Consider the following 12811-nt stretch of genomic DNA (forward strand, 5'->3'; position numbering starts at 1 on the left):
ATCAATATTTCTCGCTCTCTTCTATATGTATATCTAATAATTTATCATACTCTTGATTTTCAATTATTATTAAAATAAGTTTTATTTTAAGTAACTGTTCGACAAGCAAATTATACCTTCCGTAATTAAATACTTTTTTAACATCTTCTGAATCAAAAAATTCATCAAACGTTTTACATTCATAATTTTGAATTTTTTTGACAAACGTTTTCACTTTTTTATTCTTCCACCAATCATTATAATTTATTACTAAGCCTCTAATAATAAAGTTCAATAAACTTATAATTTTATATAAAAAATTATAATATTTATTTATAGGTTTATTTTTAAATGTAAGCGGTAGTTCAAAAGTTTGTAAAGGTATAGATGCTATATTTTTATCTTTCCATAACAAAAACTCTTCCATTATTTTTCTTTTTTTTAAAAAATTCTTATCCCATTCTTTAGATAACTCATAAATGTAGGGATAATAAATAGAATATGATTTTACTTGACCGTGCAAACTTTCAAAAGCCCCTCGAATAGTATGCCTACTTAGATGCAAATTCATTATTAATGTTAAGTTATTTCCTGCAATATTCTCAAAAAATTTTTCATACTCTTTAATTATTTTTACTCTTATTTCTGAAGGAATCAAAAAATTACTTTTTTTAAAATTATCTAATTTTTCGTGTAAATTAGCTCTTATTTTAGATAGTCCAAAAAAGGATAAAATTTTATATAAACTTTTTTTAATAAAAATCGATTGTGCCTTGCCAGTTTCCAATTGTTCTAAATCAGAGATAGATGAATAAAATAAAAATAATTTATTTATCAATTCTTTTCTTTCTTTAGAACTTAATAATTCATCATTTAATATTCTACCACCTATCATGCCCCCATATGCTCCTGTAATTAAAATATTAAATTTTTCATTTTCGTCAAAATATCTTTTTTTATCAATCGCTTTTAAAATATTACTTGGACCTATAGGATTTCTTGATATATCTATCATAGCTTTTTTATAAAAATCAATACTAAAAGGATTAATTAATTTTAATCTTAATCCAAAATACTTGGCAATTTTTTTAGCACTTTTAAAATCCAAGGCATCCAAAAATTTTTTATTTATACCAATCAAATAAGCTATTTTTTTAGAAAATCTTTCTAAATAAAAAAGAGGAAAACGAGAATCTAATCCTCCACTTATAGTTACCGCAATAAAAGGATCGTTGTTTTTTGAAAAAATTTTATCAGTTGTCTTTTCAAATGCTTTATCTATCTTATTAAATAGTTCCTCTTTGCTATTATATTTTTTAGAAATCCTATACTCTATAGGCTTATAAGTTTTTATACTAAATTTACGTTTTTTTTTCGAATAAACTAATATACTGCCTTTTGGAACCACTTTTATCCGTTTAAAAAATGTTTTGTTATTAAGAGGAAAATACATAACTAAAGTTTCATATAAAGCTAAGACATCCAAATCTTTAGTAGTTAAACCTTTTTCTTTTACTAAATACCATAAATTATTGCTTACTAAAAAACTATTCTCATCATAAAAATAAAACCATTTTATGCTGCCCAATTCATCGTTAATAATATAAACATTTTCTTTATCTTCAAACAAATAAGAGAACTCTCCTAAAAAGTCTTTAATATTTTCGGATTTAATTCTTTTATAAATCTCCTTTATATCAATGTCAGGTTCAAAAATTTCTCCGGCATTATAAAAATAAAAACTATCTTTCTCTTTTAAATTTATACGTTTAACATTTTCTTTTTCAATTTGCAACACAAACATTTAAACTCTTTTTTTTATATATTTTCAATAATTTTTTTATAATGTTTTATTACTTTTTCTCTTTCGTCCTCTAATGTTTTTATTTCACACTCATCAATATCACTAATAACTTTATTCAACGCAAATTGTAAAATATATTCAGGCGTTCTTTTCGCACCTTCCCCAATATTAACTATAACCAAATCTCCATCCTTTATTAAATTTTTCCTTACAGCCTTAAATAAACCTTCAATTGCAATACCCGCAGCAGGTCCAATTTTTACCGTTTCAAGCACAGCTATTAATTTAGTAGTTAATTTTGTAAACTCTTCATCAACGCCTATAATATCTCCTTCACTATCTTTTACTATTTTTGCGACATATGGATATAAAGTGGGATTTCCCGTAGCAATCGTAGTTATTTTAGTATCAGGATTATTATAAATAGGATATTCTAAAAACCAATTACCTTTAAAGTCATTTTTTTTAGCATTTTGGTAAGCATCTGCCATAGGTGCGCATTTATTACTTTGAATCAATATCAATTTAGGTAGTTTTGATAGCAAATTGTTACTCATCAACTCTTTTGAACCCTTATATACTCCTATAGGACCGGTTCCACCGCTTAATGCTTGAATATAAACGTCAGGCTCTCTTTTTAATTGTCTTAATATCTCATATATCATAATTTTTTTTGCTTCAATTCTTGTAGGATCTATTCCAGTTGCGGCAAGTAAAAAGTTGTGTTTTTTAGCAAATTTTTTAGCTAGTATTTTTGCTTTATGATAATCCCCATCAACTTTATATACAACTCCTCCATTGCTTCTAATTTCAGCTTCTTGCATAGAAGATGAGTCTTTTGGCAAAAATGCATACAAGTTTATATCGTTTATTGCTAAATATCTTGAAAATACCGCGGCTATATTTCCCGTTGATGCAACTACATAATTTTTAATATTGTTTTCTTTTAATACAGATGAAACCATAGTTCCTGCTAAATCTTTAAATGTTCCAGTTCCTGGATTATTATCATTTCTAATTACTCTGATTTCACACTCTATATTGAAAATATCTTTAACTATATTTTCAACTCTTTGCCATCTATCTATAGGTAAAACACCTTCTCCTAAAGTAGTAATATTTTCTTTTCTTTCCAATGGTAAAATATCAAAATAATGCCACATACTTTGTACACATTCTCTAGTTAATAAACTAACAAAATCAACATTTTCATAATCATATATAGCTTTAACATAAATTTCTCCACATTTAAGACATTTTTGCCCTATTTCAAACCACTCTACAAAAGAATTTACAATATGGCCACACTTCGTACATTCAAATTTATACTTCATTTTTATCCTTTAATATAACTTCAGCTAATTTAAAATCAACTTCGTCATCAATATCAACTGAATTTTTTCTATCCATTATATAAGCATAAATATTGTTTTTAATAAAGAAAGAATTTTCCTTTAATAATCTTTCAACTTTATAAATATAAATAGCACCATTAATTTTATAAAATTTTGGTAAATCTTGACTTCTTTTATTTTTGATTTCATCTTTCAAAAAATTATTCATACTTAAGTCATCTGGAAGAGTATTGCTCCATAGGGGAGAATGTTCTGCTTCGCAAACTGAAATAATAGCGTCTGCTTTTTTTTGTTCTAATAATTCAATCGCTTCATCTATATGTTTTTCATTTCTTAAAGGACTTGTAGGTTGTAATAAAACTAAATAATCATATTTTTCATTTACATTTTCAATAGCATGTTTAATTACATCTATCGACTTAGCAGTATCACTTGCAAGATAATCAGGCCTTTTTATAGTTACAACATCATAATTCCTTGCAATTTCTAATATTTTATTGCTATCGCTTGAAACTACGGTTGTATCAATATATTTTGATTTTTTAGCAGCTTCTATACTCCAAACTATAAGAGGCTTTCCTGCTAAATTTAAAATATTCTTATTTGGAAGCCTTTTACTACCTCCTCTTGCAGGAATTATTGCTAAAAATGTTTTGTTTTTGTACATTAAAAAATCCTCTTATATTCTTCATTCGCTCTTTCATACTCTTCTATTCTTCCAATATCAAGCCAATATTCTCTAATAGGAAAAGATATTGTCTTTTGTTTTTGTGCAATTAATCTCTCAAAAAGATTTGGCATATCAAAATATTCATTTTTTGGAATAAGTTCTATAGTTTCCGGATTTAACATATAAATACCTGCACTTACAAAAAAATTATATTTAGGTTTTTCCTCAATTGAAATTATTTTATTACCATCTAAATTCACAACTCCAAAAGGTACTTGATATTCATATTCTCTTACACACATTGTAGCAATTGCATCATTTTGCAAATGATATTCAAGTAGATGCTCAAAATTTATGTTTGTAAGCAAATCTCCATTCATTACAAAAAAAGGCTCTTTTGGTTTTTCATTTAATAAACTAAGTGCTCCTGCCGTTCCCATCCTTTTACTTTCTAAAACATATTCAATATTAACTCCAAACTTGCTTCCATCACCAAAATAATCTTGAATAATATTTGATTTATAATTTACACACATTATTATATTTATAAATCCATAGCTTGCAAATTTTTCTACTATTGTTTGTAAAATTGGCTTTCCACCTACATGAAGCATAGGTTTTGGAGTATTTTCAGTTAATGGTCTAAGCCTAGTTCCAAGCCCCCCTACCATTAAAATTACTCTATTTGGATACTCTTTTGGTTTTAAAAGTTCATCTAATAAAGCAATTTTTATAACTTTTCCTTCCTTATCTACAACAGGTACTTGATAAATTTTTTTTGAAGCACATAAATTAATAATATTTTCTCTATTTTCATCAATAGAAACAGTTATAGGATTTTTAAAATACACATCTTCTATATTATCATCTAAACTTTTCCCATTAAGTATAGCTCTTCTTATATCTCCATCTGTAATAGTACCAAGTAAAACATTATTTTTATCAACTACTAATGCAATTTTAATAGCACCACTATCAATTATTTGAAGGGCTTCCTTTATCGTAGATTTAGGTGATAATTTTATTTTTTCCAAGTTTTTCATTTGATACCTTTTATGTCATAAAATTCTTTTTTTAATAAATTTTTCAAATCAAAAGATTTAATAGTCTTAACAATTTTCTTACTTGGCAATTCATTTTGTTCATAAGGATTTTTTACACTCTTTAATCTTTCTTGAAAGTCCGTGGAGTAAAGCTTTTCAAATGCTTTTCTTATATCCTCTTTTTTAGGTTTACAATCAATAACACTTTTAGCTTTTGTTCTACCTTTTTGTCTATCTCCTATATTTATAGTCCCAATTTTAAAAGATGGTGCCTCTAATAAACCACTTGAACTATTCCCTACAACTGCATCTACAAACTGCAATGCACTTAAATATCTAAGCTGTCCCATAGAAGTAAATGCTACTGCTTTATCACTGTTTTTAACCACATAATAATCAATCATTTGGTTGATGATTCTACCATCAGTATCACTATTGGCTTTTGTAAAAATAATATTTGTTTCTGATAATTCATCGATAGCACTTAATAGCTCTTGAAATTGTTCTTTAGCAGTTGAGTTTTCAAGAGTTACTGGATGAAAAGTTACTAATATATTTTTTTTATTAAGTTTAAAACCTATAGACTTTTCAAACTCCTCTTTTGAAAGAAGTTTTAGGCGTTTAATATTTTCTATACCCATTCCACCGACATTAAAAACTCTTTCAGGACTCTCTCCAAGTTGTATAACTCTTTTTTTATAACTCTCAGTAGCTGTAAAGTGCAAATGACTCATCTTTGTGATAGAGTGTCTTATGGATTCATCAAATGCACCTTCAGTAGTTTCCCCACCATGCAAATGTGCAATAGGTATACGGGCTATCATCGCTGCACTCGCAGCTGAAAATATCTCATATCTATCTCCCAACACAACAACAATATCTGGTTTTAATTCATTATAAGCCTCAGCAAAAGAAATTTGCGCTAAACCCATTGATTTTGAGATACCTATAGGTGTATCAGACGATAATAGCATCTCAATTTTTTTATCTATTTTAAATTCTTTTTCTATTTCTTTGTAAGTTAAGCCAAATTCAGGACTTAAATGCATACCGGTAGCAATAATTTGTAACTCTAAGTCTTTATCTGCTTCAATCTCTTTCATAAGCCAATAAAGTAATCCATACTCTGCTCTTGTACCAGTAACAACACAAACTTTGCGTTTACTCATATTAAATCATCCTTGTCATAATCTCTTTGTGCCACTTTACCAATTATCTCATTCCATCTCATTGGAGATATTCCACTACCTGGTCTTTTAACGGTTAAATTTTCCTCACTAAATATTTCACCTTTTTTTATATTTCTTCTTGCAACAATACTTTTTCTCGCAATTTCTTTGTTTTTACTCTCACTCTTGCTTGGTTTTTTAATACTATTTCCAAGTGCTTTTTCAATATTTCTAATGGCCGCTACCATAGCCTTTAGCTCATCAGGTTCTAAGCTTGCCTTATGGTCAGGTCCAGGCAAATTTTTATCAAGTGTAAAATGTTTTTCTATCACTTCTCCACCCATTGCAACGGCTGCGATTGGCACTTCTATTCCTAAGGTATGGTCACTATACCCAACTTTTACATCAAAAGCACAAGCAATCGTTTGCATTGCTTTTAAATTCACATCCTCTATAGGAGTTGGATACTCAGTATTTGCATGTAAAATGGTTATATTGTCTTTTTTTGTTCCTGCGTCTATTAACACATCCAAAGCATCCTCAATCTCACCCAAATCAGCCATTCCAGTTGAAAGAATAACTTTTTTGTTTAATCTTCCAATAGCTCTTAGATAAGGCAGATTTGTTATCTCTCCGCTTGGTATTTTAAAAATTTCAAGTCCTAAATCATTTAAAAATTCAATACTTTCTAAATCAAAAGGAGTAGATAAAAAAGTAATGCCTTTTTCATCACAATATTTTTTTAATTCTGCAAACTCATCAAAACTTAACTCTAACTTTTTAATCATTTCAAGTTGAGATTCATCTTTATTAGTAGTTTTCTTTTGATAATCTGCTTTTTGAGCATTTTTACTAACTAAATTTTTCGCTTTAAATGTTTGAAACTTAACTGCATCGACCCCTGCTTCTTTCGCCTTATCTACTAGTTTTTTAGCAAGTTCCAAATTGCCATTATGATTTACTCCTGCTTCAGCTATTATAAACACACTCATTTAACTAAACTCCTAGCTTTTATAAAAGAGTTTTCTTCTATTTTTATATATTCTTTTGCAATGGCACCACTTCCAAAAAAACTGTTTTTACCTAAAACCACACCGCCATTTACAGTAGCACCTGTTGAAATATGACAATTATCTTCTATAACCACATCATGTTCAATCAGTGCTTTTGAATTAATTATGCAGTTTTTTCCTACTTTTGCATTCGCATTGATTAATACATCATGCATAACAACTGTTCCTTCATCAATAAAAGAGTGTTTTGAAACATAAGCCCGTGGAGAAATAATGACAGGTAAATTATAATTTAAATTTTTGAGTAAGCTAAATAATTTTATTCTAATTTCTGCTGACTTAATTTGTCCAATTGTAACTAATGCATAATCATATTTTTTTCTTAATTTTTCTAATTCATCATCACATCCTATTACTTCATAACCTAAAATCTTATCACCAATTTCTAAATTATTATCAACAATTCCTGCAATTTTAAATTTTCCTTCCATTTCTATAACATCTATAACACTCCTGCAATGTCCACCTCCACCTATTAAAATAATTTCTTTCAAAGTAGAACTCCACTTGGAATATTTACAACTCTCTCTTCTAAATAATCAGCATTTTTAAGACTATCTCTTTGGCAACTTTTATACATAGGCAATTTATTCATAAGTCTCCAAATAGGTCTTGTCATTACATCATTATTATTTGAGTACTCTAAAAATTCATCTCTCTCTTCTTTGTTGTCAAACATTATTGCATTTAGCCAAAAGTTACTTTTAGCATATTGTGGTTCATTTACAAATTTTATACCTAAACTTTCAAAAAACTCTTTATATTTAAAAGCCAGATCTCTTTTTATTTTTAAAAATTTATCCAAATTTTCAAGCTGGGCTAAAAGAAGAGCCGCATTTATATTCGGCATCCTGTAGTTATATCCTATCTCATCGTGAAAATATTCCCATTTGTGAGACACTTTTGCAGTAGTTGTCAAATGTTTGGCTCTTTTAGCCAACTCTTCATCATCTGTTACTATTATCCCTCCACCACCACTAGTTACAATTTTATTGCCGTTAAAACTAAACACACCAATTTTTCCAAAAGTTCCTGTATGTTTGTTTTTATAAAAACTTCCAAGAGATTCTGCCGCATCCTCTATTAAAACAATATTCCATTCATCGCAAATCTCTTTTATTTCAACAATTTTGCAAGGATGTCCAAATGTATGCATAGGCACACAAGCTTTGATGATTTTTCCAGTTTTTTTATTTATACACTGGTTATTTTTTATTTCACAATTTTGCTCTAAAAAAAGTTTTAATGAATCTGGACTAAGACCTAAAGTATCCAAATCTACATCAATAAAAACTGGTTTTGCCCCTGTATAATTTATTGCATTTACAGTTGCAACAAACGTTAAAGGTTGAGTTATCACTTCACTATTTTCATCAACTCCAACTAAAATTAAAGCAATATGCAAAGCGCTTGTTCCATTTACAGTTGCTATTGCGTATTTAGCTCCTGTGAAATCACCTATCCACTCTTCAACTCTATTTACATATTCACCTACACTTGATACGAAAGTAGATTCAATTGTATCACACACATACTTTTTTTCATTACCTATAAAAACTGGCTCATGAAGAGGGATTATAGGATTTAGAGGTTTGGATTTGGGATTTGGTGTATAGATAGATTTAATAAAATTAATAATTTTTTTAAAATTTTTATTTTTCTTCATATTTCCTCACTTTCACAATTATTACTCTTACTAAATCCCACATCCTATATCCTAACTCCTATTTTACATTTTATCATCTAAATATTTTCCTCGCTCTAGATGCGAAAATTCAGGTAACATATATTCAAAAAGTTCCACTATCTCTTTTTTACTCCACTTAAGAGAGTTTTTCATCCTTTCTATCTCTTTCATAAAAAAGTTTAGCTTATCTTCTTCAAAAATTGGTTCATTTTTTATAACCCCAATTCCTTCAAATCTATCCCAATCAATGATATTTTCATCTGTATAAAACTCTTCAAAATCTTTCTCTCCTGTAGTATCACTAATGGTAAAAAGGCAAGGCCAATATTTGGATTTAGGATTTAGGGTTTTGGATTTGGAGTTAAAAAATTCTCTTGCTTCTTCTTCACTCTCACAAATATAAGGCTCATATCCTTTAATTTTTAAATATTTAACTGCAATATCAGCAAATGTTATTAAGTGCAATTTTTCACTAAGTTTTGGGAAAAATATATCCCTATTTTCTCCAAAAATTGCACTCATCAAACAAAGCTCTCCACTCTCTTTTGGTGTAACAAAATATCTCTTGATATCTTTTGGAGCAACAATTGGCTGATTTTTTTCAAGTCGTCTGTTAAATGAATATAAAAGACTCCCATCTGAGAAAGCCACATTTGCAAATCTAGCAGTAGATACAGGAATTTCTAAGCTTCTTCTCATTAAAAACAGTTCCATTATTCTTTTACTTGCACCCATCATATTTACTGGATTTGTTGCTTTATCAGTAGATACACAAAAATATTTTTTTGTTTTATTTGCAATAGATTGCATAAGTGTTTTTTCAGTATTCAAAATATTAACTTCTATCATTCTCATCAAAGTAAATGGGTCTTTTTCACTTCTAACATGCTTTAAGGCTGAAAAATTCAATACATAATTATATTTCCCATCCTTTTTTATAAAAGTATCATACTCAAAACTCCCAGCATCCAATGCAAATGTTTTAAACTCTCCATCAATATATCCTAAACTGCTTCTAATGTCTCTTACAAGTTCTACTAAATTATTCTCACTTATATCTACAACATGAAGTTTCTTTGGATTTCTTTTAAATATCTCTTTTACTGTTGCACTACCTATGCTTCCAGCACCACCAATTACTAAAAATGAAGAATTATTGATTATTTTACTAAGCTCTTTTTCATGTTTTTTTATATCTTCTTCAAAAAGCTCGCTATTTCTTCCTAGCAATTTTAATATTTCTTTATCCATTAAACACTCCGCAAAAATCTAACACTTTTTTATTTCCACTAATTCTTAGATTCTTAAATTCTTTATGTGCCACTAAAAATACAATAATATTTGCTTCATAAATAGCTTTTTCATAATTTACAATTTTAAATTCATTAAACTCTTCAATATTAGGTTCTACTGCTAAAATATTATAATTTTCTTTTATTAATCTTCTAGTAATATAAAGTGCGGGAGATTCTCTTAAATCATCTATATCTGGTTTAAATGAAAGACCCATACAAGCAATTTTTGGTTTTCTTTTATTCTCAAGTTCATATTTTAATATTTCATTTTTAATCTTTTCTATAACCCATTCTGTTTTAAAAGTATTTACCATTCTTGCTGTTCTTATCAGTTTTGCCTCATCCTTAGCATCTGCTACAATAAACCAAGGATCAACTGCAATACAATGTCCGCCTACTCCAACTCCGGGGTAAAGAATATTTACCCTTGGATGTCTGTTTGCAAGTTCTCGTAATTCCCATACATCTATTCCAAATTTATCACAAATTATTGATAATTCATTTGCAAACGCAATATTTACATCTCTAAAAGAGTTCTCCACCAATTTACAAAGTTCAGCCGTTTTTGCATCTGTTTTTAAAACTTCTCCTGTTACAAACGTTTTATAAAACTCTGCAACTTTTTCTGTAGCTTCAGTAGTAATACCTCCAACTATTCTGTCATTTTCTACAAGCTCTTGCATAATTCTACCCGGTAAAACTCTTTCTGGACAATGAGCGATATAGATCTTTGATGTATCAATACCCTCATTTTTTAATGTCTCTTCAATCTTCTCTGTTGTACCAACAGGCGAAGTTGACTCTAAAATAACAATATTTCCATCTTTTATATAAGGAACAATTGACTTTGTTGCATCTATTACATAATCAATATTTGGAATATGGTTATCTTTAAATGGTGTTGGAACTGCAATTATAAAAATATCTGCTTCTGACGGCTTAATATCTGCTATGAGTTTACAACTGTTAACTGCTGCTTTAACAAAAGTATCTAGTTCAGGTTCAACTATATGTATCTCTCCTTTATTTATTGTGTCTACAACATCTTCAACTATATCAACACCATGAACATTATATCCTCTATTTGCCAAAAGAGCAGCTGTTGGCAAACCAATATATCCAAGCCCTAACATACATATTTTTTTATTTATTTCCATCTCAAAAACTCCACAATTCTTTTGCTTGCTTTACCATCTCCATAAGGATTATGAGCCTTACTCATTTTTTCATACTCTTTTTTATTTTTTAGAAGTTTTTCTATCTCTTTTACAATTTTTTCTTTATCTGTTCCTACAAGTTTCACTGTACCTGCTTCTACTGCTTCAGGCCTTTCTGTTGTTTCTCTCATAACTAATACTGGTTTTCCAAGTGATGGGGCCTCTTCTTGAACCCCACCGCTATCTGTAAGAATAATATAACTTTTACTCATTAAATAAATAAACTCATGGTATTCAAGCGGTTCAATTAAGTAAATATTTTTTATATTCTGTAATATTTTGTTTACAGGTTCTCTCACATTCGGATTTAAGTGAACAGGATAAACGATATTGATTTCGGGATTTTTAATAGCTATTTCTTTTAAAGCATAACAAATATTTAAAAAACCTTCTCCAAAATTTTCTCTCCTATGCCCTGTAACCAATATAAACTTTGAGTTTAAAGTTTTAAAAGATATAGCTTTAGTCAATTTTACTATAATTTCTTCTTTTAAATTTAAATCATTTTCGATTTTATCAAGTACCATAAATAAAGCATCTATAACAGTATTTCCCGTAACAATTATGTTTTTATCTTCTATATTTTCCTTTAAAAGATTCTCTTTTGCTTTTTGTACGGGTGCAAAATGATATTTTGCCAATACTCCTGTTAATGTTCTATTTGCTTCTTCTGGCCATGGGGAATACAAATTACCAGTTCTAAGTCCAGCTTCAATATGTCCTACATCTATTTTTTGATAAAAACATGCTAAACTTGTTGCAAAAGTTGTCGTTGTATCACCATGTACTAAAACAAAATCGGGTTTAAAATCATTTAAAACCTCCCTCATACCGCCTAAGATATTTGATGTTATATCAAATAAATCTTGATTTTCTTTCATAATATTTAAATCATAATCTGCTTTAATTTCAAAAAGATTTAATACTTGATCAAGCATTTGACGATGTTGAGCAGTAACACAAACTTTCAATATAAATCTATCCCCATTTCGTTCAAATTCTTTTACCAATGGAGCCATTTTTATTGCTTCTGGACGTGTACCAAAAACTATTAATATTTTTTTCATTTGTATCCTACTAGAAATTATAGTTGCATTTATCATGTTTATTATGCATGCTCTCTTCTTTGCTGGAAATAGTTTTATAATATTTTTGATTTTTATCTAATTTCTCCATTCTTTAACCCCTTCATTTTTTCACTCTTTATGTATTATACACTGTGCAGTTGGCCAGGGGACAGTATACTAGAGCAGTCTGATAAACCTCTTTTAAAAGATCTTTGAATTCTTCTAAGATTTTATCAAAATCTATCTCTTTTCTCTATTCAATAGTCTTTGCTATTTTTTCTCTATTAATATATCTAATTGGGCAAACACTTTCTTTTTCTTACTTAACTCAACTTTCGCACATAAGTTATATTAGTTTTTTAACCCGGATTTTGCAATAGAATTTGTTTCAATAGTACTTTTACTTGAGATTTAGAGGCTTTTTAAAAATTTTGAAGCCCTATCTATAAGAT

At 28.5% G+C, this 12811-nt stretch carries 11 protein-coding genes; all 11 read right to left on the reverse strand.

Going from position 1 to position 12811, the window contains the following annotated elements:
• Nucleotide 1: 1 nt before the first annotated feature.
• Entirely contained in the window at nucleotides 2-1783 is a 1782-nt protein-coding gene (locus tag NIL_RS01615; RefSeq protein ID WP_187647904.1) for an asparagine synthase (glutamine-hydrolyzing), read from the reverse strand.
• A 14-nt stretch (nucleotides 1784-1797) separates the two neighbouring features.
• Complete coding sequence (locus NIL_RS01620) at nucleotides 1798-3117, reverse strand: threonine synthase (RefSeq protein ID WP_187647905.1); 1320 nt, start codon at nucleotides 3115-3117, stop codon at nucleotides 1798-1800.
• Nucleotides 3107-3805, reverse strand: a complete 699-nt coding sequence (locus tag NIL_RS01625; RefSeq protein WP_187647906.1) for an acylneuraminate cytidylyltransferase family protein — start codon at nucleotides 3803-3805, stop codon at nucleotides 3107-3109. The genes NIL_RS01620 and NIL_RS01625 overlap by 11 nt, the downstream gene beginning before the upstream one ends.
• Nucleotides 3805-4851, reverse strand: a complete 1047-nt coding sequence (locus tag NIL_RS01630; protein WP_187647907.1) for a nucleotidyltransferase family protein — start codon at nucleotides 4849-4851, stop codon at nucleotides 3805-3807. Before NIL_RS01630 ends, NIL_RS01625 begins: the two co-directional genes overlap by 1 nt.
• Nucleotides 4848-6020 carry a UDP-N-acetylglucosamine 2-epimerase gene (gene neuC / locus NIL_RS01635; protein ID WP_187647908.1) on the reverse strand — a complete coding sequence of 391 codons (1173 nt, stop codon included), beginning with the start codon at nucleotides 6018-6020 and terminating at the stop codon, nucleotides 4848-4850. The genes NIL_RS01630 and neuC overlap by 4 nt, the downstream gene beginning before the upstream one ends.
• Nucleotides 6017-7012, reverse strand: coding sequence for an N-acetylneuraminate synthase (gene neuB, locus NIL_RS01640; protein ID WP_187647909.1), 996 nt, complete (start codon nucleotides 7010-7012; stop codon nucleotides 6017-6019). Before neuB ends, neuC begins: the two co-directional genes overlap by 4 nt.
• Nucleotides 7009-7587 carry a NeuD/PglB/VioB family sugar acetyltransferase gene (locus NIL_RS01645; RefSeq protein WP_187647910.1) on the reverse strand — a complete coding sequence of 193 codons (579 nt, stop codon included), beginning with the start codon at nucleotides 7585-7587 and terminating at the stop codon, nucleotides 7009-7011. Before NIL_RS01645 ends, neuB begins: the two co-directional genes overlap by 4 nt.
• Nucleotides 7584-8759, reverse strand: coding sequence for a LegC family aminotransferase (locus NIL_RS01650; protein ID WP_187647911.1), 1176 nt, complete (start codon nucleotides 8757-8759; stop codon nucleotides 7584-7586). Before NIL_RS01650 ends, NIL_RS01645 begins: the two co-directional genes overlap by 4 nt.
• Nucleotides 8760-8822: 63 nt before the next feature.
• Entirely contained in the window at nucleotides 8823-10031 is a 1209-nt protein-coding gene (locus tag NIL_RS01655) for a UDP-N-acetylglucosamine 4,6-dehydratase (RefSeq protein ID WP_187647912.1), read from the reverse strand.
• Nucleotides 10024-11232 carry a UDP-N-acetyl-D-mannosamine dehydrogenase gene (gene wecC / locus NIL_RS01660; RefSeq protein WP_187647913.1) on the reverse strand — a complete coding sequence of 403 codons (1209 nt, stop codon included), beginning with the start codon at nucleotides 11230-11232 and terminating at the stop codon, nucleotides 10024-10026. The genes NIL_RS01655 and wecC overlap by 8 nt, the downstream gene beginning before the upstream one ends.
• Nucleotides 11223-12359 carry a non-hydrolyzing UDP-N-acetylglucosamine 2-epimerase gene (gene wecB / locus NIL_RS01665; RefSeq protein WP_187647914.1) on the reverse strand — a complete coding sequence of 379 codons (1137 nt, stop codon included), beginning with the start codon at nucleotides 12357-12359 and terminating at the stop codon, nucleotides 11223-11225. The genes wecC and wecB overlap by 10 nt, the downstream gene beginning before the upstream one ends.
• Between the last annotated feature and the right edge of the window lie 452 nt (nucleotides 12360-12811).

It is taken from the genome of Nitrosophilus labii (assembly GCF_014466985.1).
Lineage (GTDB): Bacteria > Campylobacterota > Campylobacteria > Campylobacterales > Nitratiruptoraceae > Nitrosophilus_A > Nitrosophilus_A labii.